This is a genomic window from Kitasatospora sp. NPDC101801, assembly GCF_044766665.1.
Lineage (GTDB): Bacteria > Actinomycetota > Actinomycetes > Streptomycetales > Streptomycetaceae > Kitasatospora.
In genome coordinates, this window is sequence record NZ_JBIWML010000001.1 from 596,791 (window position 1) to 621,363 (window position 24,573).

The following is a 24,573-nucleotide window of genomic DNA, read 5'->3' on the forward strand; positions in this document are numbered from 1 at the left end:
GGCGTCACGCCGTGCCGGCCGGCTCGGTGGCCCTGCTGCGGAGCCACTCGCCGGCCTGCCGGTGCCAGGACAGCAGCACCGTCAGGTCCGGGGCGTAGCGCGGGACGTCGTCGCTGGAGTAGCCCTTGGCCCGGGCGGTGACGGTGCCGTCGCTGCGCAGCTTGAGCTCGGTGACGGTCAGGCCCTCGGTCGGCCGCACCAGCGTCGCGGAGATCTGCGGGCGGCCGTCCTGACCCGGGGTCAGCAGGTAGACGCCGTCCGGCGGGGTGCCGTTCTCGGCCGCGCAGTGCGCCGCGACCACGGTGCTCGGGCGGCCGTCCAGCACCGCCCCGAAGCTCAGCGCCACCGTGGTGGGGAACGGGCCGCAGTCGAGCGGCAGCAGGGCCCGGGCGGGATCGGGGGCCGCGGCGGCCGGCAGCGCGCTCGGTGCGGCCGGCCTGGTCGGCCGCGCCACGCCCTGGGCCGGGTCGACCGCCAGCGCTCCGGCGATCACCGCGGCGGTCGCCACCGCCACCAGCACCCAGTGCCGCACTCTCGTCCTCGCCCCGGTGACCGGGGCCCCGGTCTGCTGCTCTGTCATCTGCACCGTCTCGGCCGCGAGTTCCACCAGGCAGTCCCCTCCCAGGGTGGGGGTGGCATGAGCGTGCATCATTTCACGCCCCGCGCCCGGGAGACCAAGCAGGGGCGCGGAGCCTTCCGGCTCCGCGCCCCTGCTGACCGTCGTGGGTACTACTCGGCTTCCTTGGCCGCCGTGTGCGCGGCCGCGGCGGCCCGCTCGGCCGCCCGCTCGGCGAGCGACTTCTCCGCCGCACCGGGGCCGCTCTCGTAGTCCTCGCCGTAGGAGCCCTTGGCGGGGCGGCGACGACGCAACGGCGGCTCGACCCCGTCGGCCAGCCGGCGGCTGGTCAGCAGGAAGCCGGTGTGGCCGATCATGCGGTGGTCCGGGCGGACGGCGAGACCCTCGACGTGCCAGGTGCGGACCATGGTCTCCCAGGACTGCGGCTCGGTGAAGGTGCCGTGCTCGCGGAGCGCCTCGACGGTGCGCGAGAGCTGCGTGGTGGTGGCCACGTAGCAGCAGAGCAGACCGCCGGGGACCAGCGCCTTGGACGCGACGTCCAGGCACTCCCAGGGGGCCAGCATGTCGAGGATCATCCGGTCGACGTCGGTCTCCACCAGGTTGTCCTGGAGGTCACCGACCGTCAGCTTCCAGGCCGGGTGCGGGCTGCCGAAGTAGCGCTCGACGTTGGCCTTGGCGATGTCGGCGAAGTCCTGCCGGCGCTCGTACGAGGCGAGCAGGCCGGTGTCACCGACGGCGCGCAGCAGGTACGTGGAGAGCGCGCCGGAGCCGACGCCCGCCTCGACCACGCGGGCGCCCGCGAAGATGTCGGCCATCGCCAGGATCTGCCCCGCGTCCTTGGGGTAGATCACGGCGGCCCCGCGGGGCATCGAGAGGACGTAGTCGGGGAGCAGGGGGCGCAGCGCGAGATACGGGACGTTCCCCGTGGTGCGCACGACAGTGCCCTCGGGGGCGCCGATCAGCTCGTCGTGCGGGAACGCACCCTTGTGGGTGTGGAACTGGTTCCCGGCCTGGAGCGTGAACGTGTAGTGGCGGCCCTTGGGGTCGGTCAGCTGGACCTGGTCCCCGACCTGGAAGGGCCCGCGTCGGCGGGTGGCACCGGTCGGTTCGGACATGCGGACAATCCTAAGGGAAACGGAACGCTCCGCCGACCAAGTGATCTTCCGACCGGCACCCGGGGGCCGCTCAGCGCCCGCGCACCGCCGCGTTCAGCCGCCGCTCCAGGTCGGTCAGGGTCAGCACGCCGTACACCGTGCCGTCCGGCCGGAGCACCAGGTACTCGGTGGCCGGGGTGCCGCGCATCGCGGTCAGCAGCTGCTCCCCGGTCAGCTCCAGGCCGAGCCGGAGCCCGGGCTCGAGGTCCCGGGCCAGGCCGCCGACCGCGACCCAGGGGCGGCGCTGCTCGGGGACGGCGTTCACCGCCGCCTCCTTCACCAGGCCGATCGGCTCGCCGTTGCCGTCCACCACCACGACGGCCCCGGCCTGCGCCTCCCTGGCCTGCCGGAGCGCCTCGCCGAGCGGGGTGTCGGCGGTCACCGAGACGCTGCGCCGGGCCAGTTCGGTCAGCCGGAGGGCGGGCAGCGCCTCCTTGAGCCGGGCGTTGCGCAGGGCGCCGCCGGCCCCGTTCCAGATGATCACCGCCAGCACGGCGGCCAGCACGCTGTCGATCAGGCTGTCCGTGGTGGAGCGGTCCAGGCCGGCCCGGGAGGCGGTCCACATCGGCAGTCCGACCAGCACCACCAGGGCCAGCCCCCGGCCGATCCAGGCGGCGGCCACGGTGCCCGTCATCGGGCGGCCGGTGACCGCCCAGACCAGCGCGCGCAGGATCCGGCCGCCGTCCAGCGGCAGGCCGGGCAGCAGGTTGAAGGCGGCCACCACCAGGTTGCTGACGAAGAGTCCGGCCAGCAGCACGCCGGGCACGCTGGACGACTCGACGCCCTGGAAGGCCAGGTAGAAGGCGCCGCCGAGGACCAGCGAGAGCAGCGGGCCGACGAAGGCCAGCCAGAACTCCCGGGCCGGGGTGTCCGCCTCCTTCTCGATCTCGGAGACGCCGCCGAAGAAGTGCAGCTGGATCCGGCGCGGGTTGAGCTTGAGCCGGAGCGCCACCACGGTGTGCGCCAGCTCGTGCACCAGCACCGAGGCGTAGAACGCCACCGCGAAGGAGAGCGAGACCAGGTACCGGGTGCCGCCGAGCTCGGGCAGCACCTCGGTGAGCTGGCCGCCGAAGATCCAGGTGATCAGCGCCGCGATGACGAACCAGGAGGGTGTGACGTAGACGGGCACGCCGAACGGACGCCCCATCAGGATCCCGCCGGGCCGTTCCCGCCGCCCGCTGGTCTCACTCACCGTGGCCCCTTTGTCCGTTGCTGCCGTGTCCGACCGCTGTCGCGGTCGGTCCCGCGACCCTGGCCGCCACGCTACGTGATCTCCCCGTGGATCGGCCGACCGCCCCGTCCGTGGTTCCTTACCCGTCCAACGCTCGGGCGAGTGCCGTCGTTGCCGAGGCGAGACCCGGGCTGTGTCGGGCGTGACAGCGGGCTGACGGCGGGATGACCGCGCGGGGCAATAGGGTCGGGGGTATGCACCAGACCGACAGCGCCCCCGCCGAGGCTGTCCCGACCGACGCCGAGGCCGGGGGGCAGGCCCCTGCGGGAGTCCCTGCTCCCCGGACCCCCCGGCCGCCGACCGGGCTGTCACCGAGCCGGGCGGGCGACTTCATGACCTGCCCGCTGCTCTACCGGCTGCGGGTGATCGACCGGCTGCCGGAGCCGCCGAGCGCGGCCGCGACCCGTGGCACCGTGGTGCACGCGGTGCTCGAACGGCTCTTCGACAGCCCGGCCGCCGAGCGCACCCCGGAGCGGGCCCTCGGCCTGCTCCGTCCGCAGTGGGAGCGGCTGCTCGGTGAGCGGCCCGAGCTCGCCGGCCTGTTCCCCGAGGACCCGGACGGCGCGGCGCTGACCCGCTGGCTGGGCGACGCGGAGAAGCTGATCGACCGTTGGTTCCGGCTGGAGGACCCGACCAGGCTGCACCCGGTGGAGCGCGAGCTCTACGTGGAGACGGTGCTCGGTTCGGGCCTGCTGCTGCGCGGCTACATCGACCGGGTCGACGTCGCGCCGAGCGGTGAGGTCAGGCTGGTCGACTACAAGACCGGCCGGGCGCCCTCGCGCGACTTCGAGGGCAAGGCGATGTTCCAGATGAAGTTCTACGCCCTGGTGGTCTGGCGGTGGAAGGGCGTGCTGCCCAAGCGCCTCCAGCTGGTCTACCTGGGCGGCGGCGGGGACGTGGTCAGCTACGACCCGGACGAGGCCGACCTGCTGGCGGTGGAGCGGAAGCTCACGGCGCTCTGGGAGACCATCGGCCAGGCGGTCGCCACCGGCGACTTCCCGGCCACCCGGAACCGGCTCTGCGACTGGTGCGACCATCAGAGCAGCTGCCCCGAGTTCGGGGGCACTCCCCCGCCGTACCCGCTGCCGGTGCAACGGGCGGCCGAGCGGAACGAAGACGGGCGCGGCGACGAACGCGCTGACGACGGTCCCGTGACGGGACAGACGGGCAAGGAGTCCGAGTGACGATCCGAGTGCTGCTGGTCGACGACCAGCCGCTGCTGCGTACCGGTTTCCGGATGATCCTGGAGGCCGAGACCGACCTGGTGGTGGTCGGCGAGGCCGGGGACGGGCAGCAGGCGCTTGAGCAGGTCCGGGCGCTCCAGCCGGACGTGGTGCTGATGGACATCCGGATGCCCCGGATGGACGGGGTGGAGGCCACCCGGCGGATCGCCGGGCCCGGCCGGGACGGCCCGGCCAAGGTGCTGGTGCTGACCACCTTCGACCTGGACGAGTACGTGGTCGAGGCGCTCCGGGCCGGGGCCAGCGGCTTCCTGCTCAAGGACGTGCCGGCCGAGGAGCTGGTGCAGGCGATCCGGGTGGTCGCGGACGGCGCGGCGATGCTGGCCCCGTCCATCACCCGCCGGCTGCTGGACATGTACGCCACCAAGCTGCCCTCCGGCGACGAGACGCCGCCGCAGGCGCTCACCGCGCTGACGGAGCGTGAGCTGGAGGTGCTCAAGCTGGTCGCCCGCGGGCTCTCCAACGCGGAGGTCGCGAGCGAGCTGTACGTCAGCGAGACCACCGTGAAGACCCACGTCGGGCACGTGCTGACCAAGCTCCAGCTGCGGGACCGGGTGCAGGCCGCGGTCTACGCGTACGAGAGCGGGCTGGTCCGACCGGGCGCGCAGTAGCCGCGCCACGCGCAAAGGGCCCGTCCCCGAGGGGACGGGCCCTTTGCGCGTGGCGACGGAACGTCACTTCTTGGCAGCGCGGCCGATCTCCCAGAACCGGAACACGCCGGTGGTGTCCACCGTGCCGTCCACCCCGGTGATGTCGGTGCCCGAGGCGTAGAACGCCTTGTTCTGGAACAGCGGCACCAGCGGGGCGGCCTCGGCCACCATGTTCTGCATCTGCGCGTACGCGCCACCGGCGGTGCGGTCGGTCTGCTTGATGCTCTCCGGCACCAGCTTCTGGCTGATCCGCGGGTCGTCCCAACCACTGTGGAAGGCACCGCCGTCCACCACCAGCGGGGTGACGAAGTTGTCCGCGTCCGCGTAGTCCGGGGTCCAGCCGACCACGTACGCCTGGTACTTGCCGTCGGTCCAGCCCTGCTGGTAGGCGGTCCAGTCCGGCTCCTGCTGGACCGTCACCTGGAACAGGCCGCTGGCGTCCAGCTGCTTCTTCAGCTCCTTCGCCTCCGCCTCACCGGCGCGGGCCCGGGACCAGGTCAGGCTGAGCTTGACCGGGGTGGCCACCTTGCCGGCGGTGAGCAGCTTCTTCGCCTTGGCCACGTCCGGCTCGCCGTAGTGGTCGAAGTAGGCGGTGTTGTGCCCGTTGATCCCGGCCGGGACGATCGAGTAGAGCGGCTGCACGGTGCGCGCGTAGACGTCGCGGGCCAGCACCTTGCGGTCCACCAGCTGCGCCACCGCCTGGCGGACGGCCGGGTTGCCGGTCAGCGCGTCCTTGGTGTTGAACACCAGGTAGCGGGCCTCGGCGCTCTCCCCCTCGGCCACCTTGATCTTGCCGGTGCCGGCCAGCTGGTCGTCCTTCAGCTTGGCGGCGGTGTCCGGGTCCAGACCGTTGTCGGCCAGGTCGATGTCGCCCTGCTCCAGCGCGCTCTTGAGCTGGGCGGGCTCGTCGAAGTAGCGCAGCACGAACTTGTTGTTCTGCAGCTTCGCGTCGCCGTGGTACTCGCCGTTGGCGGTGAGCGAGATCTTGCGCGGAGCGCCGTCGCCCTTGGCCTCGATCGAGTCGATCTTGTACGGCCCTGAGCCGACCAGCTTGTCGTTGGCGAGCAGCGCGTCGGCCGGGAAGACCTGGTGGTCGACGATCGAGCCGGCCGCCGAGGCGAGCTTGGCCGGCAGCACCGCGTCCGGGGTGTTCAGCTGGATGGTCACCTCGCTGCCCTTGGCCTCGACCGACTTGACGGTCGACAGCAGGTTGGAGGGGCCGTTCTCGTCGTTGATCTTCTGCATCCGCTGGATCGAGAAGACCACGTCCTCGGCGGTCAGCGGGTGACCGTTGGAGAACTTCAGGCCACCGCGGATGACGCACTTGTAGACCGTGGCGTCGGCCCCGGTGAAGGCACAGGACTCGGCGGCGTCGGGCAGCGGGCTGGTGGCCCCGGCGGGGAACTTCAGCAGCGACTGGAAGGTGTTGTTGAGGACCAGCCAGGAACCGGCGTCGTACGCACCGGCCGGATCCAGCACCTTGGTGACGTTGGACGTCCCCATCGTGATGGCGCCCTTGTCGTCACCGCCGGTGACCACCTTCTTGGCGGAGGCGCAGCCCGCGGCGGTGGTGGCGACCAGGGTGGCGCATGCCAGCACGGCCAGTCGGTTGGCTGAAGTCATGCGCAAACACGTTCCTTCTGCGGGCTGACCGGCTGTGGAACCGGTGGCTGCCGTCGGGCGCCCGCGCGGGTGTGGCGGGCGTCTGTGGTCGGATCTGATCGGATGTAGCGTGCCATATCGAACACACGCGGATATCACCGGTCGAAACGCCCCGCCCCGTGGTGACGGAGCGTCAGCAGCCGTGAAGGTGACGAGTTGTCAGGCAATGCCCGTTTTCTCCCGAACCGACCGCTGCCCGCCGTCTCCGGTCAGTGACGGCGGGCAGCGGTCGCGAGAGCAAGGTCACACCCGAATCGTGACCTTCCGGCGCGGACGGACCGGGGCGGACCCGGGGTGGCACGGGCTCAGACCCGGGCGGCCACCACCGCGCGCAGCAACTCCAGGTCGAGCTGCTCCAGCGAGCGCAGCACGGTGCGGCCGGGGCCGGGCTCGATCGGGGCCACCGACGGCACCGCGATCACCGGGCAGCCGGCCGCCAGGCCCGCCTGCACCCCGGTCGGGGCGTCCTCGACCACCACGCAGCGGCCGGGCTCGGCGCCGAACCGGGCCACCGCGGCCAGGTACGGGTCGGGGTGCGGCTTGGTGCGGGCCACCTCGTCGCCCGCGACCGAGAAGGCGAAGTGGTGCCGGCCCAGGCTGTCCAGCACGATGTCGATGATGTGCCGGTGCGAGGCGGACACCAGCGCGGCCGGGATGCCGTGCGCGGCAAGGGTGTTGAGCAGGCGCTCGGCCCCGGGCATCAGCGGGACGCCACCGGCCAGCAGGTCGACGAAGCGCTGGTTGATCAGCACCGTCAGCTCGGCCTGGCTGAGCCCGACGCCCGTGGTCGCGATCAGGTAGTCCAGCACCCGGCTCATCGGGCCGCCGACCACGTGCGCGCGGTCCGCCTCGTTCAGCTGGTAGCCCAGCTCGGCGAAGAGCGAGACCTCCGACTGCCACCAGAAGTCCTCGGTGTCGACCAGGGTGCCGTCCATGTCCAGCAGCACGGCCTGGAGGCCGTCGCCGTCCACGTGGTCGAGCCTCTGGGTGGTGGCGGTGGAGATGGTGGTCATGGTGGGCGTCCTTCCGTCCGGCCGTCCCCGGGGATGACACAGGCCGACCCGCTGGTGAGCGGACCGGCCCGTTCAGGGTGATCCAGGATACGCCCCGCGACCTGGTTCGGAGCGAACGGAGCGCGGCCTTTCGGTTACCCACTGTTGAAGGGGCGCGGGCGGGCCGGGGCGGACGCCGGGTGGGCCGGTCACCCCGACGGCCCACCCGGCACCCGCCCGGCGCCCACCCCGCGCCGTCAGCGCGCGTTGAAGTACTTCGCCTCGGGGTGGTGGATCACGATCGCGTCGGTGGACTGCTCCGGGTGCAGCTGGAACTCCTCGGAGAGCACCACGCCGATCCGCTCCGGCTGCAGCAGCTCGGCGATCTTGGCCCGGTCCTCCAGCTCCGGGCAGGCGCCGTAGCCGAGCGAGAAGCGGGCGCCGCGGTACTTCAGCGCGAACATGTCCTTGACGTCCTGCGGGTCCTCGTCGCCGAAGCCCAGCTCGAACCGGACCCGGGCGTGCCAGAACTCGGCCAGCGCCTCGGCGAGTTGGACCGACAGGCCGTGCAGCTCCAGGTAGTCCCGGTAGGCGTCGGCGGCGAACAGCTCGTTGGCCGCCTCGGAGATCCGGTTGCCCATGGTGACCACCTGCAGGCCGAGCACGTCCTTCTGGCCGCTCTCCTCCGGACGGAAGAAGTCGGCCAGGCAGAGGCGGCGGCCGCGACGCTGGCGGGGGAAGGTGAACCTGGTCCGCTCGGAGCCGTCCTGGTTGTAGACCAGCAGGTCGTCGCCCTTGGAGGCGGCCGGGTAGTAGCCGTAGACCACGGCGGCCTCCAGCCAGCCCTCGGTCTGCAGGCGGTCCAGCCACATCCGCAGCCGGGGGCGGCCCTCGGTCTCCACCAGCTCCTCGTAGGACGGACCGCCGGTGCGCGCCGCCTTCAGGCCCCACTGGCCCTTGAACAGCGCGTCCTCGTCCAGCCAGGAGGAGTAGTCGGCGAACGGGATGCCCTTGACGATCCGGTCGCCCCAGAACGGCGGCGCGGGCACCCGGTTGTCCACCGAGACGTCGGAGCGGATCTGCCCGAGGTTGACCTCCTCGACCTCCTCCACCTCGACCCGGGCGTGCCGGCGCTGCTTGAGCTCCGGCAGCACCGCCCCGGGGACGCCGCGCTTGACCGCGATCAGCGCGTCCATCAGGCGCAGGCCCTCGAACGCGTCCCGGGCGTAGCGGACCTCGCCCTCGTAGATCTCGTGCAGGTCCTGCTCGACGTAGGCCCGGGTGAGGGCGGCACCGCCGAGGATGACCGGGTAGTCGGCGGCGAGCTGACGCTGGTTCAGCTCCTGGAGGTTCTCCTTCATGATGACGGTGGACTTCACCAGCAGGCCGGACATCCCGATCACGTCGGCCCGGTGCTCCTGGGCGGCGTCCAGGATCGCGGAGACCGGCTGCTTGATGCCGAGGTTGACGACCGTGTAGCCGTTGTTGGACAGGATGATGTCCACCAGGTTCTTGCCGATGTCGTGGACGTCGCCCTTGACGGTGGCCAGCACGATGGTGCCCTTGCCCTCGTCGTCGGACTTCTCCATGTGCGGCTCCAGGTGCGCCACCGCGGTCTTCATCACCTCGGCGGACTGCAGCACGAACGGCAGCTGCATCTGGCCGGAGCCGAACAGCTCGCCGACCACCTTCATGCCCGCCAGCAGCGTGGAGTTGACGATCTCCAGGGCCGGACGCTCCGCCAGTGCCTCGTCCAGGTCGGCTTCCAGGCCCTTGCGCTCGCCGTCGATGATCCGCCGCTGCAGTCGCTCCTCCAGCGGCAGCGCCGCCAGCTCCTCGGCCTTGGAGGCGGCGGAGCTGGCCATGCTGACGCCCTCGAAGAGCTGGAGCAGCCTCTGCAGCGGGTCGTAGCTCTCCTCGGTGTCGGTGGCCGGGCGGCGGCGGTCGTAGACCAGGTCGAGCGCGACCGCGCGCTGCTCGTCCGGGATCCGGGCCATCGGGAGGATCTTGGAGGCGTGCACGATCGCCGAGTCGAGACCGGCCTCGACGCACTCGTTCAGGAACACCGAGTTGATGACCTGTCGGGCGGCCGGGCTGAGGCCGAAGGAGATGTTGGACAGGCCCAGGGTGGTCTGCACGTCGGGGTGACGGCGCTTCAGCTCCCGGATCGCCTCGATGGTCTCGATGCCGTCCCGGCGGGACTCCTCCTGGCCGGTGCCCAGGGTGAAGGCCAGGCAGTCCACCAGGATCGAGCCCTCGTCCACCCCGTACTCGGTGGTGAGCTGGGTGATCAGGCGCTCGGCGATGGCGACCTTGGCGTCGGCGGTGCGGGCCTGGCCCTCCTCGTCGATGGTCAGCGCGATCAGGCCGGCGCCGTGCTCCCGGGCCAGGCTCGCGATCCGGCCGAACCGGGTGTCCGGGCCGTCGCCGTCCTCGTAGTTGACCGAGTTGAGCACCGCGCGGCCACCGAGGGCCTCCAGGCCGGCCCGCAGCACCTCCGGCTCGGTGGAGTCCAGCACGATCGGCAGGGTGGAGGCGGTGGCCAGCCGGCCCGCGATCTCCTTCATGTCCGCGACGCCGTCGCGGCCGACGTAGTCCACGCACAGGTCGAGCAGGTGGGAGCCGTCCCGGATCTGCTCCCGGGCGATCTCCACGCAGGCCTGCCAGTCGCCGGCCAGCATCGAGTCGCGGAACTTCTTCGAGCCGTTGGCGTTGGTGCGCTCGCCGATCGCCAGGTAGGACGTGTCCTGACGGAACGTCACCGGCTGGTAGAGCGAGGCGGCGGCCGGCTCGGGACGCGGGTCGCGGGCGGTCACCGGACGGCCCTGCACCCGCTCGACCACCGCCCGCAGGTGCTCGGGGGTGGTACCGCAGCAGCCACCGACCAGCGCCAGGCCGTACTCGCGGGTGAAGGTGTCGTGCGCGTCGGCCAGCTCGACCGGGCTGAGCGGGTAGTGCGCGCCGTCCTTGCCGAGCACCGGGAGGCCCGCGTTCGGCATGCAGGACAGGCCGATCTTCGCGTTCTTGGCCAGGTAGCGCAGGTGCTCGCTCATCTCGGCCGGGCCGGTCGCGCAGTTCAGGCCGATGTAGTCGACGCCGAGCGGCTCCAGCGCGGTCAGCGCGGCGCCGATCTCCGAACCGAGCAGCATGGTGCCGGTGGTCTCCACCGTCACCTGGACCAGCACCGGCAGGTCGAGACCGGCCTCGGCCAGCGCGCGCTTGGAGCCGAGGATGGCGGCCTTGGTCTGCAGCAGGTCCTGGCTGGTCTCCACCAGCAGCGCGTCGGCGCCGCCCGCGATCAGACCGGCGGCGTTCTTCTGGAAGCCGCCCCGGAGCAGCTCGTACGGGGCGTGGCCGAGCGTCGGCAGCTTGGTGCCGGGGCCGATCGAACCGAGCACCCAGCGGATCCGGCCGTCCTGCGCGGTGAAGGTGTCGGCGGCCTCGCGGGCCACCCGGGCACCGGCCTCGGAGAGCTCGTGCACCCGCTCCGGGATGTCGTACTCGGCCAGTGCCGCGTGGTTGGCGCCGAAGGTGTTGGTCTCCACGCAGTCCACGCCGACCGCGAAGTAGGCGTCGTGCACGGCGCGCACGATGTCCGGGCGGGTCAGGTTCAGCACCTCGTTGCAGCCCTCGAGCTGCTCGAAGTCCTCCATCGACGGGTCCTGCGCCTGGAGCATGGTGCCCATCGCGCCGTCGGCCACCACCACCCGGGTGGCGAGGGCTTCGCGCAGCGCGTTCGCGCGCTGCTGCGCGGCGGCGATGGTGAGTGTGGATGCGGGGACGGCTGTGGCCATGGGGCTGCTCCCTGGGTGCGACGGCTGTCGGCTATGCGTCCCGTCCGTGTACGGGACGCACGCGGTCAGGGTAACGGGCCGAACGCCCAGGTCGGGAACCCGTTTCGCATCCTGAGCGTCTTCCGCCCACAGGGAGGACGGATGATCAAGCGGATCGGCCGGATCTGGCGGGGCTGGTCGTGGTGGCAGCGGGCCGGGGTGAGCGGCCTGCTGGCCCTGCTGCTGGCGCTGCTCCCGGTGGCCGGGGCCGCCCTCGCGCTGAGCCGGGAGTACTCCGGCGACCCCTCCGACCAGGCCAGGACCAGGGGCCGGGACGCGCTCTGGCTGGGGCACGCCTGGGTGGACGGACGGAAGGGGGAGGCGGATGTCGCCGCGTTGACGCGGCTGCTGGCCGGGACGGGCGTGCGCGACCTGTACGTGCACACCGGGCCGCTGGAGCACGACGGCTCGCTGCCCACGGACCGCTACCCGAGGGCCCGTCAGTTCCTCGCCGAGGTGCGCCGGGAACTGCCCGGGCTGCGGGTGCAGGCCTGGCTGGGCGACGTGGTGCGGCCGGAGAAGGACGGCCTGGAGCTGGCCGACCGCACCGTCCGCGACCGGATCACCGCGGCGAGCGGGCAGGTGCTGGACCTCGGCTTCGACGGGGTGCACTACGACCTGGAGCCGATCCGCTCCGGCTCGGCCGGCTTCCTGGCCCTGCTCGACCAGGCGCACGCGCTGACCGCCGCGCGGGGCGTGCCGCTCTCGGTGGCGACCCCGCAGATCGACCCGCTGCCGGGCTTGCACGCGCTCTCCGCCACCGTCTTCGACCACGGCAAGTGGTGGTCGCAGGCGTACTTCGCCGAGGTGGCCCGGCGGGTCGAGCAGCTGGCGGTGATGTCGTACGACACGGGGATGCCCGTGCAGCCGCTGTACGGCGGGTACGTGGCGCAGCAGACCACGCTGGCGCTGGAGGTGACGCCTCCTCAGGTGGACCTGCTGATGGGACTGCCCGCCTACCAGGACGACACCTTCGGGCACCGGGGCTCGGCCGAGACGGTGGCCGCCGCCGTCCGGGGTGCCCGGCTCGGGCTCGACCGGACGGCGCCGGGGCGGCCGAACTTCGGCCTGGCGCTGTACGTCGACTTCACCGCCACCCCGGCCGACTGGGCGGCCTACCGGGCCGGTTGGAGCTGACGCCGGGGCCGGCCGGACCTGCGGCGGCGGCAGCAGCGGGGTGACGTCGAGCGGCGGTGATCCGACCCGACTCGGCCGAACGGCGGCCACCCGTACGGATGGTGACCAGCCGACCACGGAGCGTCTAGCATGGTTCGCGCACGACCGCCGCCGGCCGGAGGAGCCCCGATGGACACCGTCATCGTCCAACTGCCGCCGCGCCGGGGCGAGGCACCCGGTGAGCGGCCCCGGCTGCTCCGGATGGGGCCCGGTGAGCAGGCGGACTTCGGCCGGGGCGCGCCGGACTGTCCGGTCGCCATCGAGCTGGCCGACCAGGGGGTCTCCCGCCGGGCGGGCGAGGTGACGGCGGCCGAGGACTACTGGCGGCTGTCCAACTTCAGCTCCGGCGCGACCTACGTGGTGGAGAACCTGGAGGGGGCCGGTGAGCACGTCAAGGTGGCCCCCGGGCGGCTGGGCGCACCGGTGCCGTTCGAGTTCGCCCGGGTGGTGCTGCCGTCGGTCGACGGGTCGAGCGACTTCAAGGTCTTCGCGCCGCAGCACGCCTACCTGGACGGGCTGCCGGACCACAAGGGCGGTGACCTCACGGTGAGCCCGTTCGCGCTGGATCCGACGGCCAAGTACTTCCTGGTCCTGCTGGCGCTCTGCGAGCCCCGGCTGCGCGACCCCTCGGCCGCCGCGGTGCCGGGGGTGAACGACGTGCTGGAGCGGCTGGGCCGGCTCCCGGGCTGCCGGGCGCTGACCCGATCCGCCGTCAACTACCACATCGACTACCTGGCCGACACCAAGCTCCGGCTGCGGGAGTGCGAGGACGGCGGGCGGACCGGCCGCAAGCGGGAGGAGCTGGTCTCGCTGGCCCTGCGCTTCGACCTGGTCCGCGAGGAGCACCTCGTGCTGCTGCCCGCGCCGGTCGTCGCGCCGAGGCCGTCGCCCGCCCCGGCTCCGCGCGGGTGCTGAGCCCCGGTGCCGATGGAGCCGACCGACGTGCCGACCGGCTATCTGGTGGCCGGCTACCGGATCACCGGCCCGATCGGGGCAGGCGCCTGGGGCCGGGTGTACGCGGCGCGCAGCGAGGCCGACGGGAGCCCGGTGGCGGTGAAGTTCCTGCCGCCCGGACGGCTCGCCCCCGGGCAGCGCCGGACCCTGGCGGAGCTGACCCGGCGTGAGATCCGGTTCAGCCGCCGGGCCGACCACCCGCAGCTGATCCGGACCCTGGCGGTGGTCACCGTCCGGGATCCGGAGCGGCAGGCGCTGGACGGCGCCGTCGCACTGGTGATGGAACGCGCCGAGCAGAGCCTGCACCAGCTGCTCCAGGACGCCGAGCCCGGCCGCCCGCTCCCCCGGGCCGGGCCGCTGCTGACCGAACTGTGCACCGGACTGGCCCACATGCACGCCAAGGGCTGGGTGCACGGTGACCTGAAGCCGGGCAACGTGCTGCTGATGGCCGACGGCAGCGTCCGGCTGGCGGACTTCGGGCTGACCACCGAACTGGAGGGCACCCACGCCTACGTCCCGCCGCTCGGCTCGCTGGACCACGTGCCGCCGGAGTGGTGGTCCCAGCGCTCGGGGCCCCGGGGCGTGCAACTCCGGCCGGGAGCCGATGTCTGGGCCTTCGGGGTGCTGGCCCATCAGGTGCTCAGCGGTGGCCTGCACCCCTTCCTCGGCGCGACCGCACGGGCCCGGGGACTGGCCGCGCAGGCGTACGCGCGCGGGGTGACGCCCTTGCGGCTGGACGAACGCCTGCCACCCGGGTGGCGGGCGTTGATCGCCGACTGCCTGGCGGTGGACCAGGCGGCACGGCCTGACGCGGGCCGACTGATGGCCAGACTGCGAGCTCTGCACACGCCACCCCCTCGACGAAGGCGCCGGATCGCCCGGCTGATCCTGCTGGCACTGCTGGCCGCGGCCCCGGCGGGCTGGGCGGGCCTGCCCGGGCGGACGCCGCTGCCACCGCCTCCCCCGGTGGCCGGTGCCCTGCCGGCCGACGCCGACGTGCCCGCCGCCCTGCGCGAGCCGATCCTCCGGGCCGCCCGGGCCTGCCCCGAACCGGAGATCAGCCCGGCCCTGATCGCCGCCATGCTCAAGGCGGAGAGCGGCTTCGACCCCACCGCCGCCCGCCCGGCGACCGAGGAGTACGGCATCGCGATGTGGACGCCCTCGGTCTTCAAGGCCTGGGCGCAGGACGGCGACGGTGACGGCCGGAAGGACTACATGTCGGCCCCGGACGCCATCGTCACCATGGGCAACTACGTCTGCTGGCTGGACCAGCAGCTCAAGCGCCGGGGCACCGGCGGCGACCTGCGGGCACTGGTCGCCGCCGGCTACCGGACCAGCGACAAGACGGTGGCCGACGCCGGGGGTGTCCCCGAGCGCGTCCGGCCCCATGTCGACCTGGTACTGCGCTACCTGGCGCAGTACGGCGGATGACGGGGCGTCAGCAGGTGGGCAGCCCCGGCACGGGCTGGTCGTTCCCGCCGCCGGAGAGGTAGATGACGTTGACCCAGACGCCCTTGTTGCCACTGTCGTCGTCGGTCTTGGCGTACCACTTGTTGTAGTACGGACCGTCGGACATGGTGGTGCCGACCGCCTGGCAGTAGAAGTAGTTGGTGCCGGCATTCAGCGTGCCGGCCCGGACGTTGTGCTCCCAGAAGGTCGGGGCGGTCTTCCAGACGTGGCAGTTGTACTTGCCGCCGCCGATCCCGTAGCAACCGCTCGCCGCATCCGCGCTGACGGCGGTGGCCCCGAGGGAGGCGACACCGAGCGCGATCGCGGCACCGGCCATGGCCAGCCTGCGTACACCGAACATGAGGGCTCTCCTAACTGGTCCCGGCGCGGACTCTCCCGCGCCGAGACTCAGCGAACCACCGGGCGGAACCCCTCGGTACCTGACATCTGTCAGGGTCTCCCCGCCCTGGTCAGGCCGGGTCGAGCGGGGTCCGGTGCAGCGCGATCAGCAGCCGCCAGCTCCGGGCGGCCAGCTCCTCGGGCGTCCCGGTGATCCCGCCGTGCAGCCAGTCCGCGAGCAGCCCGGTGAAGGTGGCGGCCACCGCCGTGGCGACCAGGGCGGCGTGCGGCGCACCGGCCAGTTCGCGCTCCCGTCGGCTGTACTCGCGCAGTTCACGGTGCATCAGCTCGCCCAGCGGCCCCCCGCCCTCGGGGGTCAGCAGCGCCCGGTAGAGCGCCGCGTGCCCGCAGAGCACGGTGAGGAACCCGGCCAGCGCGGGCGGCGGCACGGCCGGGTCGGGCACCCCGCGCCAGGCGTGCAGCGCCGCCACCCCGTCCCGGACCACCTCCGCGCAGGCGTCCACCGCGAGCGCCTGCAGGTCGGGGTAGTGCACGTAGAAGGTGGCCCGGCCGACCTCGGCCCGCCGGGTCAGCGCCGCGACCCCGAGCTCGGCCAGCGGCCGCTCGGCGCACTCGGCCAGCAGGGCGGCGCGCAGCCGCGCCCTGGTCCGCTCGGCGCGCGGGTCGGCGCCGGCCCCGCCCACGCCCGTCCCACCGGCCCCACCCGCGCCGTCCGCGCCGGTCACCCGGCCACCAGCACCGCGGCCAGCGCGAGCGCCCCGGGCAGCGCCTGGGCGAACAGGATCCGCCGGTTGGCGGTGGCGGCCCCGTACAGCCCGGCGACCACCACGCAGCTCAGGAAGAACACCTGCACCCGGTAGCCGGTCGGGTCACCCGCGATCAGGCCCCAGACCAGGCCGGCCGCCAGGAACCCGTTGTAGAGGCCCTGGTTGGCCGCCAGCGGCGCGGTCAGCCTGGCCGTCGCGGCGTCGAAGCCGGAGAGCTTGCGCCCCGGCGCGCCCTCCCAGAGGAACATCTCCAGCACCAGGATCCAGGCGTGCAACGCGGCCACCAGGCCGACCAGGACGTTCGCGACGATCTGCATGGGTCTCACTCCTTCGCACCGGCCCGCACGGGCCCTCGGCTCTTCCTGGACAACTGTCCATCATTAATGGACACCTGTCCAGTAGACCGCGACAATCGACTGTGTTTCGGTCGCCCCGCCGGGATAGGCTCGACGCTTCCCGACCCTCCCCGGGCCGAGGCATCAAAGCTCGTAGGCTGGGCAGGTAGGGACCATGGAACGGACCGTTCCATGCGGAGTCAGGTCCGGAGGGAGACGCTGGGTGATCGAGCTGGAAGATGTTCCCGAGTTGATCGACCCGGTGATGGTCTGCGCGTTCGAGGGCTGGAACGACGCGGGAGACGCCGCCTCGGCGGCCGTGGGACATCTGGACGAGACCTGGGGCGGCAAGGTCTTCGCCGCCCTCGACGCCGAGGACTACTACGACTTCCAGGTCAACCGGCCCACGGTCTGGCTGGACGGCGGGGTACGCCGGATCACCTGGCCGACCACCCGGCTGTCGGTGGTCCGGGTGACCGAGCCGAAGCCGCGCGACCTGGTGCTGGTCCGGGGCATCGAGCCGAGCATGCGCTGGCGCTCGTACTGCAACGAACTGCTCGGTTTCGCGCACGAGTTGGGCGTCGAGCTGGTGGTCATCCTGGGCGCCCTGCTGGGTGACGCGCCGCACAGCAGGCCGGTGCCGGTCAGCGGGGTCACCTCGGACGCCGACCTGGCCAGGACGCTCGACCTGGAGGAGAGCCGGTACGAGGGCCCCACCGGGATCGTCGGGGTGCTCCAGGAGGCGTGCGCGCACGCCGGGGTGCCGGCCGTGACGCTCTGGGCGGCCGTGCCGCACTACGTGGCCCAGCCGCCGAACCCGAAGGCCTCGCTGGCGCTGATCAACAAGCTGGAGGACCTGCTCGACCTGCGCATCCCGCCGGGCGAGCTGACCGAGGACGCCCGGGCCTGGCAGATCGGGGTCGACCAGCTGGCCGCCGAGGACAGCGAGGTCGCCGAGTACGTCCAGCAGCTGGAGGAGGCGCAGGACACCGCCGAGCTGCCGGAGGCCTCCGGCGACGCGATCGCCCGCGAGTTCGAGCGCTACCTGCGCCGCCGGGACAACCTGGGGCCGACCGGTGAGAAGCCGGTCTCCGGCCACGCCACCGCCGAACGGCCGGCCGACCCGGAACCGCGGACGGACAACCCGCCGGACGAGCCGGAGAGCTGAGCCCCTGAACGGGTGAGGGGGCGTCAGCGGTCGCTGACGCCCCCTCACCCGTTCGGCCGGTGCCTACAGCGCGACACCCAGCAGGGCGTCGACCGTGCGCGAGACCAGGCCGGGCGCACCGAGCTCGGTGCCGCCCTCGGCGGTCTGCCGCTCGGCCCAGCGGTCCACCGCGGCGAGCGCGGCGGGGGCGTCCAGGTCGTTCGCCAGCGCCGCCCGGACCTCGGTCAGCAGGGCGTCCGCCGACGGGCCGTCGGGCCGCGAGACGGCCGCGCGCCAGCGGTCCAGCCGCTCCAGCGCGAGCGCCAGGTCGTCCTTGGTCCACTCCCAGTCGCTGCGGTAGTGGTGCGCGAGCAGGGCGAGCCGGATCGCGGCCGGGTCCACGCCGTCCCGGCGCAGCGCCGAGACGAAGACCAGGTTGCCGCGCGACTTGGACATCTTCTGCCCGTCCAGCGCGACCATCCCGGCGTGCACGTAGGCCCGGGCGTAGGGGTGGCCGCCGACGGCCACCTGGGCGTGCGCGGCGCCCATCTCGTGGTGCGGGAAGGACAGGTCGCTGCCGCCGCCCTGGATGTCGAACGACATCCCCAGGTACTCCAGCGCGATCGCCACGCACTCGATGTGCCAGCCGGGCCGGCCGTGGCCGAGCTCGGTGTCCCAGGCGGGCTCGTTCGGCCGGGCGGCCAGCCAGAGCAGGGCGTCCAGCGGGTGCTTCTTGCCGGGCCGGTCCGGGTCGCCGCCGCGCTCGCCGAAGACCGGCAGCATCTCCTCCCGGGTCAGCCCGGAGACCTCGCCGAAGTGCGGGTCGGACTCGACCGAGAAGTAGATGTCGCCGTCCAGCTCGTAGGCGGCGCCGGTGGCCAGCAGCTTCTTCACCAGCGGGACGATCCACGGGATCGACTCGACGGCGCCGATGTAGTGCGCCGGGGGGAGCATCCGCAGCGCGGTCATGTCCTCCCGGAACAGCGCGGTCTCGCGCTCGGCCAGCACCGTCCAGTCCTGGCCGGTGGCGACCGCGCGCTCGAGCAGCGGGTCGTCCACGTCGGTCACGTTCTGGACGTAGAGGACGTCGTGACCGGCGTCCTTCCAGACCCGCTGCACCAGGTCGAAGGTGTTGTAGGTGGCGGCGTGACCCAGGTGGGTGGCGTCGTAGGGGGTGATCCCGCAGACGTACAGGCGGGCGGTGGGGCCCTGCGGGACGACCTCCCGGACGCTGCCCGTGGCGGTGTCGTGGATTCGGAGGGGAAGCCCCTGACCAGGCAGGGCGGGTACCTCGGAGGCGGGCCAGGAATGCATGGCTCCGACTCTAACCTTGCGATCATTTGAAAGGCTAACCAGTAGCCGAGATCGGCTGGAATGAGTTTCCGACCACTCCTGATCGCCTCGGCCCGACGGCGGGGCTCAGACCGGCGGCCAGGGAATCGACGGCCAGTCAGGGGCGGGCAGCGGGTGCCTGCCGGTGTCCCGGAGATCGGTGACCCGGGCCCGGACGGCGGCCAGCTCGGTGGAGGTGAGATGGGGGCGCAGGCTCTCCCCCAGCGCGCCCCCGAGGTCCTCGGCCAGCGCGGCGAGCACCTCCGGGGCCTCGGGCGGGAGCGGTTCACCGGCCCAACCCCAGAGCAGCGTACGGAGTTTGGCGGGCTCCGCGAAGGTCACGCCGTGGTCGATGCCGTACAGCCGGCCGTCGGCGGCGGCGATCCAGTGGCCGCCCTTGCGGTCCGAGTTGTTCAGCACCGCGTCGAGTACCGCCAGTCGGCGCAGCCGCGGGTCGTCCCGGTGCACCAGCAGCGCGCTGCGGCCGCCGCCGACGTCGGCCAGGACGATCGGCAGCCAGCCCGGCTCGGGGCCGGCCGGGTCCTGCAGGTCGATCAGGTCCTCGGCGGCCTCGTCCGGCTCCACCCAGAGCTGCACCATGCCGGGGCCGTGCGGGCCGTCCCGCAGCACGGTGGGCGGGATCAGCGCCCAGCCGGTGGCGGCCGAGACCAGGTACGCCGCGACCTCGCGCCCGGCCAGCGTGCCGTCGGGGTAGTCCCAGAGCGGGCGCTCCCCGGCCACCGGCTTGTAGACGCACGGCGCCGTCCGGCCGTCCAGCGTGACGGTGCAGTAGAGCACCCCGTTCGAGGCCGTGGTGATCCGGCCGTGCACGGCGAGCTCGCCGGTGCGCAGCAGGGCCAGCGCGGTCGCCGGATCGGCGGCCAGCGCGGCGCTCGCCACCGGGTCCGCGACCGGGACGGTCTCCGCGTTCAGCGTCGGTACCCGTTCGCGCGGGGGCAGAGGTGGCCCTCGGGGTCGAGCGGCAGGTTGCAGAACGGGCAGGGCTTGCGGCCGGCCGCGACCAGGTCGAGGGCCCGCTTGGCGAAGACCCGGGCCATCGCGCCGCTCAGCCGGACCCGGAGCAGGTCGGGCCCGTTCTCCTCGTCCTCGAAGGCGGCGGTGGAATCCTCGCCCTCCTCCTCGGCCTCGGTCACCGCCTGCGCCTCGACCACCAGCCGCTCGTCGGTGCCGTCCCAGGCCAGCGCCATCGTGCCGACCCGGAACTCCTCCTCCAGCGGGAGGTCCAGCGGCGCGGTGTCGATCAGCTCGGCCGGGGCGACGGCGGGGATGTCCGCCTCGCCGTCGCTGCGCCGCAGCGCCTCGTCCAGCACCTGTTCGACCCGCTCGGCGAGGGCCGCCACCTGGGCCTTCTCCAGCAGCACCGAGGTGATCCGGCCGCGTGCGCTGGCCTGCAGGTAGAACGCCCGGGCACCGGGCTGGCCGACGGTGCCGGCGACGAACCGCTCGGGCTGGTCATAGAAGTGGACCTGACGGGGCACTCTCTCGCTCCGGGTTCTGGTCGATCGTGGTCTCACCGGTCACCCTACGGCCTGTGCGGCCCAGTTGGGGCGTCGGTCCTGCTGGTCGGACGGCCGGAGCCGGCTGCGGGGACCCCGCCCCGGACCGGCCGTCCCGGCTCACCGGGTGCCGGTGTCGCCGCCGACCACCGCGTCGCCCTCGGCCGCCGCCGGGGACGGGCGGGGCGCCAGCGAGGCCAGGCTGCCGGTGTCGCCGACCCGCAGCACGAACGGCCGGTGCGGGGTGTAGCGGATCGCGGTGACCGAGCAGGGCTCGACCGAGATCCGCTGGAAGTGGTCCAGGTGCAGGCCGAGCGCGTCGGCCACCACCGCCTTGATCACGTCGCCGTGCGAGCAGGCCACCCAGACCGCGTCGGGGCCGTGCTCGACCGCGATCTTCTCGTTCCACTCCCGGACGGCGGTGACCGTCCGGTGGCTCAGCTCCCGCAGCGACTCGCCGCCGGGGAAGGCGGCGGCCGCCGCGTGGTCCTGCACGGTCCGCCAGAGCGGCTCCGTCGCCAGCTCGGCCAGCGGCCGGCCGGTCCACTCCCCGTAGTGGCACTCGCCGAGCCGCTCGTCGCGCGCGGCCGGGCCGAGCTCGGGGCGGCCCGCCAGCAGCGGCGCCAGCGTCTCGGCGCAGCGCTCCAGCGGGCTGCTCACCGCCTGCACCAGCGGAATGCCCGCCAGCCGTTCGGCCAGCCCGGCCGCCTGGGCCCGGCCGGTGTCGTCGAGGTGGACGTCCGGTGTCCAACCGGCGAGCACCCCGGCCGTGTTGGCGGTGGAACGGCCGTGGCGGACGAGCAGCAAGGTCGGCATGAGGTCAGCCTACGACCTCCGCCCGGCGCGGCCGCTGGGTATGGTGCCCTTTCAGGTCACCGGGCAGCAGAATGGATCCCATGATCGTCGACAGCGCCATCTACCGTGGCGGCCATCGCAGCGAGGGCCCCGAGGACTACTCGGACGCGCTCGCGGTGGCCCGCCGGGAGGGCGACGCCTTCGTCTGGGTCGGCGTGCTCGAACCGACCGCCGACGAGCTCGACCTGGTCAGCGAGGAGTTCGGGCTGCACCCGCTGGCGATCGAGGACGCCGTGACGGCGCATCAGCGCCCCAAGGTCGATCGCTACCCCGACTCGCTGTTCGTCGTGCTCAAGACCCTCGCCTACCGCTCCGAGGGGCACTCGGTCAGCACCGGCGAGCTGATGCTCTTCCTCGGCGACAGCTACGCGATGACGATCCGGCACGGCAGCCAGAGCCCGCTGGCCGGGGTGCGGGCCGCGATGGAGGAGCAGCCGGAGCTGCTCGCCCAGGGCCCCGCCGCGGTGCTCTACGCGGTAGCCGACCTGGTGGTGGACCAGTACCTGGAGGTGGCCGCCGCGCTGCAGACCGACCTGGACGACCTGGAGGCGGAGGTGTTCGCCCCCGGCGGCCCGGCCCGCGGGCTGGCCGAGCGGATCTACGCCTTCAAGCGTCAGGTGACCACGGTCCGCAAGTGCACCGGACCGCTCCAGGAGCCGCTGTTCCGGCTGGCCTCCGGCACCGTCCCGACCCTGCCGGAGAAGCTCGTCCCCTACCTGCGGGACGTGGCCGACCACCTGGCCCGGGTGAACGAGCAGGTGGACGCGCTGGACCGGCTGCTCTCGGACATCCTGAACGCCAACCTCGCCCAGGTGAGCGTGCAGCAGAACAACGACATGCGGAAGATCTCGGCCTGGGCGGCGCTGGCCGCCGTGCCGACGATGATCGCGGGCGTGTACGGGATGAACTTCGAGCACATGTGGGAGCTCCGCCAGCCCTGGGGCTACCCGGCGGCGGTCGGCCTGATGGCGACGCTCTGTCTGGTCCTGCACCGGGTCTTCAAGCGCAGCGGCTGGCTCTGACCCACCGCTGCGCCTGAGGACCTACGCCAGCCCCGCCCGCTCCAGGGCCGCGACGCCGGTGCGCAGCGCGGTGATCCGCTCGTCCAGGGTGAACCCGGCCGGGGCGAGGGTCAGGGTGGTGACGCCAGCGTCGGCGTACGCCTGCATCCGGTCGGCGATCCGCTCGGTGGTGCCGAGCAGCGCGGTGGAGTCGATCAGGTCGTGCGGGACGGCGGCGGCGGCGCCCGCGTAGTCCCTGGCGAGGTACTTCTCCTGGATCTCGTCGGCGGCCTGCTCGTAGCCCATCCGGCGGGCCAGCTGGTTGTAGAAGTTCTTCTCCTTGCTGCCCATCCCGCCGATGTAGAGCGCGGCGTACGACCGCTGGGTGTCCGCGGCGGCCTTGACGTCGTCGCCGACCGAGATGGTGACGGTCGGGCAGAGGTCGAAGCCGTCCAGGGTCTGCCCGGCCTTGGCCCGGCCGGCCCGGAGCGGGTCGATCGAGAGCGCGGCGTGCTCGGGCGCGAAGAAGATGCCGAGCCAGCCGTCGGCGATCTCGCCGGTCTGCTCCAGGTTCTTCGGGCCGATCGCGGCGATGTAGAGCGGGATGTGCTCGCGGACCGGATGCACCGTCAGCTTGATCGGCTTGCCCGGGCCGCCGGGCAGCGGCAGGGTCCAGTGCTCGCCCTCGTGCACCAGCCGCTCGCGGGACATCGCCTTGCGGATGATCTCCACGTACTCGCGGGTGCGGGCCAGCGGCTTGTCGAACTTGACGCCGTACCAGCCCTCGGAGACCTGCGGCCCGGAGACGCCCAGGCCGAGCCGGAACCGGCCGCCGGAGAGGGTGTCCAGGGTGGCGGCGGTCATCGCGGTCATCGCCGGGGTGCGGGCCGGGATCTGGAAGATGGCCGAACCGACGTCGATCCGCTCGGTCTTGGCGGCGACGTACGCGAGCACGGTGGCGGCGTCGGAACCGTACGCCTCGGCGGCCCAGCAGACCGAGTAGCCGAGCCGGTCCGCCTCCTGCGCGACGGCGACGTTGTCGGCGTCCATGCCGAGTCCCCAGTAGCCGAGGTTGATGCCGAGTCGCATGTGGAAGCCTTCCGGGTCGTGGTCACCGTGGGGGTGATCCCCGCACGGAGGTCGTCGCACGCGTGGTCACCGCTCGTCCGGGAGCGTATCGGTGGCCGCGCGGCCATGCTACCGGCCGGTAGGTGTGGGCCGCGTCACACCACCGGGGCACCTCGGCGGACCGCTCTGCGGGTCGGCGTGGCGCTCCGGGTCCGGGCCGCTACGCTCTGCCGACAGGGGGAGGGACCTCCCTCACCTGCGTGTCTGCCGGCCGACGGAGGTTCTGCCCGATGGAGAAGCGTCACCTGGGACGGACCGGGCTCCGGGTCTCCAGACTCGGGCTCGGCACCATGACCTGGGGGCGGGACACCGACGAGCACGACGCCGCCGAACAGCTCAAGACCTTCGTCGACGCGGGCGGCACCCTGCTGGACACCGCCGACGTCTACGCCGACGGCGGCGCGGAGTACCTGATCTCCCGCCTGACGGACAGTCTGATCCCGCGCTCCGAACTGGTCATCGCCACCAAGGCGGGTAGCGTCCCGGACTCGGACCGCCGGTTCGACACCTCGCGCGGCAGCCTGCTCTCCGCCCTGGACGGTTCGCTGCGCCGGCTCGGCACCGACTACGTGGACCTCTGGCAGGTGCACGCCTTCGACCCGGCCACCCCGGACGAGGAGACCCTGTACGCGCTCGACCTGGCGGTGGCCAGTGGCAAGGCCCGGTACGTCGGCGTCTCCAACTACTCGGGCTGGCAGCTCGCCAAGGCCGCCGCCTGGCAGCGCGCGCACCCCGGCCGGGTGCCGCTGGCCGGCACCCAGATGGAGTACTCGCTGCTCCAGCGCGGCATCGAGCGCGAGGTGGTGCCGGCCGCGCTGGACGCCGGGGTCGGCCTGATCGCCTCCTCGCCGCTCGGCCGGGGGGTGCTCACCGGCAAGTACCGGCACGCCGTACCGCCCGAGTCGCGCGGCGCCTCGCCGTACCTCTCCGGCTTCGTGCAGCCCTACCTCGGCGACCGGTCCCGGCGGATCGTGGACGCGCTCGCCACCGCGGCCGACGGACTGGCCAGCAGCCCGCTCGCGGTCGCGCTGTCCTGGGTCCGGGACCGGCCCGGGGTGGCGAGCGCGCTGATCGGGGCCCGGACGGCGGGTCAGCTGCGGTCGGCGCTGTCGGTGGAGGCGCTTACGCTTCCGGATGAGATCCGCGGTGCGCTGGACGACGTCTCGGCCCCGGTGCACCGCTACCCGGACCAAGGCTGGACGGAGCTGTAGG

Annotated in this window: 22 protein-coding genes; 8 read left to right on the forward strand and 14 right to left on the reverse strand. The window is 73.0% G+C overall.

Annotation, left to right across the window (positions count from 1 at the left end):
* Nucleotides 1–4: 4 nt before the first annotated feature.
* The 3 genes from ACIRPK_RS02675 to ACIRPK_RS02685 form a co-directional block, all read right to left on the reverse strand.
* A complete protein-coding gene (locus ACIRPK_RS02675; RefSeq protein ID WP_403031870.1) occupies nucleotides 5–652 on the reverse strand; it encodes a hypothetical protein in 648 nt (215 codons plus the stop codon).
* A gap of 77 nt (nucleotides 653–729) precedes the next feature.
* The gene (locus ACIRPK_RS02680) at nucleotides 730–1,692 is read right to left on the reverse strand and encodes a tRNA (adenine-N1)-methyltransferase (protein ID WP_403031873.1); all 963 of its coding nucleotides are present in this window, start codon (nucleotides 1,690–1,692) and stop codon (nucleotides 730–732) included.
* A 70-nt stretch (nucleotides 1,693–1,762) separates the two neighbouring features.
* Nucleotides 1,763–2,923: a site-2 protease family protein gene (locus tag ACIRPK_RS02685; protein ID WP_403031876.1), complete on the reverse strand. Its 1,161-nt coding sequence runs from the start codon at nucleotides 2,921–2,923 to the stop codon at nucleotides 1,763–1,765.
* Nucleotides 2,924–3,156: 233 nt separating this feature from the next.
* Here ACIRPK_RS02685 and ACIRPK_RS02690 point away from each other — a divergent pair, with 233 nt between their 5' ends.
* Together ACIRPK_RS02690 and ACIRPK_RS02695 are read left to right on the forward strand one after the other, a co-directional pair.
* On the forward strand, nucleotides 3,157–4,146 hold the full coding sequence (locus ACIRPK_RS02690; RefSeq protein WP_403031879.1) for a RecB family exonuclease: 990 nt from the start codon (nucleotides 3,157–3,159) through the stop codon (nucleotides 4,144–4,146).
* Nucleotides 4,143–4,814 (forward strand): response regulator, encoded by a 672-nt coding sequence (locus tag ACIRPK_RS02695; protein ID WP_403031882.1) that lies wholly within the window; start codon nucleotides 4,143–4,145, stop codon nucleotides 4,812–4,814. The genes ACIRPK_RS02690 and ACIRPK_RS02695 overlap by 4 nt, the downstream gene beginning before the upstream one ends.
* A gap of 63 nt (nucleotides 4,815–4,877) precedes the next feature.
* Here the strand turns inward: ACIRPK_RS02695 and ACIRPK_RS02700 are convergent, their stop codons facing one another.
* From ACIRPK_RS02700 to metH, 3 genes are all read right to left on the reverse strand, one after another.
* Nucleotides 4,878–6,476 (reverse strand): ABC transporter substrate-binding protein, encoded by a 1,599-nt coding sequence (locus ACIRPK_RS02700; RefSeq protein ID WP_403031885.1) that lies wholly within the window; start codon nucleotides 6,474–6,476, stop codon nucleotides 4,878–4,880.
* A gap of 344 nt (nucleotides 6,477–6,820) precedes the next feature.
* The gene (locus ACIRPK_RS02705; protein ID WP_403031888.1) at nucleotides 6,821–7,528 is read right to left on the reverse strand and encodes an HAD family hydrolase; all 708 of its coding nucleotides are present in this window, start codon (nucleotides 7,526–7,528) and stop codon (nucleotides 6,821–6,823) included.
* Nucleotides 7,529–7,764: 236 nt separating this feature from the next.
* Complete coding sequence (gene metH / locus ACIRPK_RS02710) at nucleotides 7,765–11,301, reverse strand: methionine synthase (RefSeq protein ID WP_403031891.1); 3,537 nt, start codon at nucleotides 11,299–11,301, stop codon at nucleotides 7,765–7,767.
* Nucleotides 11,302–11,442: 141 nt separating this feature from the next.
* Between metH and ACIRPK_RS02715 the strand changes: the two genes are divergently transcribed.
* The 3 genes from ACIRPK_RS02715 (at nucleotide 11,443) to ACIRPK_RS02725 (ending at nucleotide 14,901) form a co-directional block, all read left to right on the forward strand.
* On the forward strand, nucleotides 11,443–12,477 hold the full coding sequence (locus ACIRPK_RS02715; RefSeq protein ID WP_403031893.1) for a hypothetical protein: 1,035 nt from the start codon (nucleotides 11,443–11,445) through the stop codon (nucleotides 12,475–12,477).
* A 168-nt stretch (nucleotides 12,478–12,645) separates the two neighbouring features.
* Nucleotides 12,646–13,431 (forward strand): serine/threonine protein kinase, encoded by a 786-nt coding sequence (locus ACIRPK_RS02720; RefSeq protein WP_403031895.1) that lies wholly within the window; start codon nucleotides 12,646–12,648, stop codon nucleotides 13,429–13,431.
* Between the two features lie 12 nt (nucleotides 13,432–13,443).
* On the forward strand, nucleotides 13,444–14,901 hold the full coding sequence (locus tag ACIRPK_RS02725; RefSeq protein WP_403031898.1) for a serine/threonine-protein kinase: 1,458 nt from the start codon (nucleotides 13,444–13,446) through the stop codon (nucleotides 14,899–14,901).
* A gap of 7 nt (nucleotides 14,902–14,908) precedes the next feature.
* Here ACIRPK_RS02725 and ACIRPK_RS02730 read toward each other — a convergent pair whose 3' ends face one another.
* The 3 genes from ACIRPK_RS02730 to ACIRPK_RS02740 form a co-directional block, all read right to left on the reverse strand.
* On the reverse strand, nucleotides 14,909–15,280 hold the full coding sequence (locus ACIRPK_RS02730) for a hypothetical protein (RefSeq protein ID WP_403031903.1): 372 nt from the start codon (nucleotides 15,278–15,280) through the stop codon (nucleotides 14,909–14,911).
* 109 nt (nucleotides 15,281–15,389) lie between these two features.
* Nucleotides 15,390–16,004 (reverse strand): TetR/AcrR family transcriptional regulator, encoded by a 615-nt coding sequence (locus ACIRPK_RS02735; RefSeq protein ID WP_403031906.1) that lies wholly within the window; start codon nucleotides 16,002–16,004, stop codon nucleotides 15,390–15,392.
* Entirely contained in the window at nucleotides 16,001–16,363 is a 363-nt protein-coding gene (locus ACIRPK_RS02740; protein ID WP_403031909.1) for a DUF1304 domain-containing protein, read from the reverse strand. The genes ACIRPK_RS02735 and ACIRPK_RS02740 overlap by 4 nt, the downstream gene beginning before the upstream one ends.
* Before the next feature lie 241 nt (nucleotides 16,364–16,604).
* Here ACIRPK_RS02740 and ACIRPK_RS02745 point away from each other — a divergent pair, with 241 nt between their 5' ends.
* Entirely contained in the window at nucleotides 16,605–17,549 is a 945-nt protein-coding gene (locus ACIRPK_RS02745; RefSeq protein ID WP_403031911.1) for a PAC2 family protein, read from the forward strand.
* Nucleotides 17,550–17,612: 63 nt separating this feature from the next.
* On the opposite strand, the gene mshC is transcribed toward ACIRPK_RS02745, so the two are convergent.
* The 4 genes from mshC to ACIRPK_RS02765 form a co-directional block, all read right to left on the reverse strand.
* Nucleotides 17,613–18,842 carry a cysteine--1-D-myo-inosityl 2-amino-2-deoxy-alpha-D-glucopyranoside ligase gene (gene mshC, locus ACIRPK_RS02750; RefSeq protein ID WP_403031914.1) on the reverse strand — a complete coding sequence of 410 codons (1,230 nt, stop codon included), beginning with the start codon at nucleotides 18,840–18,842 and terminating at the stop codon, nucleotides 17,613–17,615.
* 105 nt (nucleotides 18,843–18,947) lie between these two features.
* The gene (locus tag ACIRPK_RS02755; RefSeq protein WP_403031916.1) at nucleotides 18,948–19,760 is read right to left on the reverse strand and encodes an SCO1664 family protein; all 813 of its coding nucleotides are present in this window, start codon (nucleotides 19,758–19,760) and stop codon (nucleotides 18,948–18,950) included.
* Nucleotides 19,761–19,789: 29 nt separating this feature from the next.
* Nucleotides 19,790–20,359: a DUF3090 domain-containing protein gene (locus ACIRPK_RS02760; protein WP_403031919.1), complete on the reverse strand. Its 570-nt coding sequence runs from the start codon at nucleotides 20,357–20,359 to the stop codon at nucleotides 19,790–19,792.
* A 138-nt stretch (nucleotides 20,360–20,497) separates the two neighbouring features.
* Complete coding sequence (locus tag ACIRPK_RS02765; protein WP_403031922.1) at nucleotides 20,498–21,193, reverse strand: histidine phosphatase family protein; 696 nt, start codon at nucleotides 21,191–21,193, stop codon at nucleotides 20,498–20,500.
* Between the two features lie 80 nt (nucleotides 21,194–21,273).
* Here ACIRPK_RS02765 and ACIRPK_RS02770 point away from each other — a divergent pair, with 80 nt between their 5' ends.
* Nucleotides 21,274–22,254 (forward strand): magnesium and cobalt transport protein CorA, encoded by a 981-nt coding sequence (locus ACIRPK_RS02770; RefSeq protein WP_403031924.1) that lies wholly within the window; start codon nucleotides 21,274–21,276, stop codon nucleotides 22,252–22,254.
* 21 nt (nucleotides 22,255–22,275) lie between these two features.
* Here the strand turns inward: ACIRPK_RS02770 and ACIRPK_RS02775 are convergent, their stop codons facing one another.
* Entirely contained in the window at nucleotides 22,276–23,322 is a 1,047-nt protein-coding gene (locus tag ACIRPK_RS02775; protein WP_403031926.1) for an LLM class F420-dependent oxidoreductase, read from the reverse strand.
* 269 nt (nucleotides 23,323–23,591) lie between these two features.
* Between ACIRPK_RS02775 and ACIRPK_RS02780 the strand changes: the two genes are divergently transcribed.
* On the forward strand, nucleotides 23,592–24,572 hold the full coding sequence (locus ACIRPK_RS02780; protein WP_403031928.1) for an aldo/keto reductase: 981 nt from the start codon (nucleotides 23,592–23,594) through the stop codon (nucleotides 24,570–24,572).
* The last annotated feature ends 1 nt before the right edge of the window (nucleotide 24,573 follow it).

Excerpts from the sequence above, each read along its gene's own strand:
- ACIRPK_RS02675 (WP_403031870.1), bottom strand. The coding sequence starts at position 652 with ATGATGCACGCTCATGCCACCCCCACCCTGGGAGGGGACTGCCTGGTG.
- ACIRPK_RS02680 (WP_403031873.1), bottom strand. The coding sequence starts at position 1,692 with ATGTCCGAACCGACCGGTGCCACCCGCCGACGCGGGCCCTTCCAGGTC.
- ACIRPK_RS02690 (WP_403031879.1), top strand. The coding sequence starts at position 3,157 with ATGCACCAGACCGACAGCGCCCCCGCCGAGGCTGTCCCGACCGACGCC.
- ACIRPK_RS02700 (WP_403031885.1), bottom strand. The coding sequence starts at position 6,476 with ATGACTTCAGCCAACCGACTGGCCGTGCTGGCATGCGCCACCCTGGTC.
- ACIRPK_RS02705 (WP_403031888.1), bottom strand. The coding sequence starts at position 7,528 with ATGACCACCATCTCCACCGCCACCACCCAGAGGCTCGACCACGTGGAC.
- metH (WP_403031891.1), bottom strand. The coding sequence starts at position 11,301 with ATGGCCACAGCCGTCCCCGCATCCACACTCACCATCGCCGCCGCGCAG.
- ACIRPK_RS02715 (WP_403031893.1), top strand. The coding sequence starts at position 11,443 with ATGATCAAGCGGATCGGCCGGATCTGGCGGGGCTGGTCGTGGTGGCAG.
- ACIRPK_RS02720 (WP_403031895.1), top strand. The coding sequence starts at position 12,646 with ATGGACACCGTCATCGTCCAACTGCCGCCGCGCCGGGGCGAGGCACCC.
- ACIRPK_RS02725 (WP_403031898.1), top strand. The coding sequence starts at position 13,444 with ATGGAGCCGACCGACGTGCCGACCGGCTATCTGGTGGCCGGCTACCGG.
- ACIRPK_RS02730 (WP_403031903.1), bottom strand. The coding sequence starts at position 15,280 with ATGTTCGGTGTACGCAGGCTGGCCATGGCCGGTGCCGCGATCGCGCTC.
- ACIRPK_RS02740 (WP_403031909.1), bottom strand. The coding sequence starts at position 16,363 with ATGCAGATCGTCGCGAACGTCCTGGTCGGCCTGGTGGCCGCGTTGCAC.
- mshC (WP_403031914.1), bottom strand. The coding sequence starts at position 18,842 with ATGCATTCCTGGCCCGCCTCCGAGGTACCCGCCCTGCCTGGTCAGGGG.
- ACIRPK_RS02765 (WP_403031922.1), bottom strand. The coding sequence starts at position 21,193 with ATGCCGACCTTGCTGCTCGTCCGCCACGGCCGTTCCACCGCCAACACG.
- ACIRPK_RS02770 (WP_403031924.1), top strand. The coding sequence starts at position 21,274 with ATGATCGTCGACAGCGCCATCTACCGTGGCGGCCATCGCAGCGAGGGC.
- ACIRPK_RS02775 (WP_403031926.1), bottom strand. The coding sequence starts at position 23,322 with ATGCGACTCGGCATCAACCTCGGCTACTGGGGACTCGGCATGGACGCC.
- ACIRPK_RS02780 (WP_403031928.1), top strand. The coding sequence starts at position 23,592 with ATGGAGAAGCGTCACCTGGGACGGACCGGGCTCCGGGTCTCCAGACTC.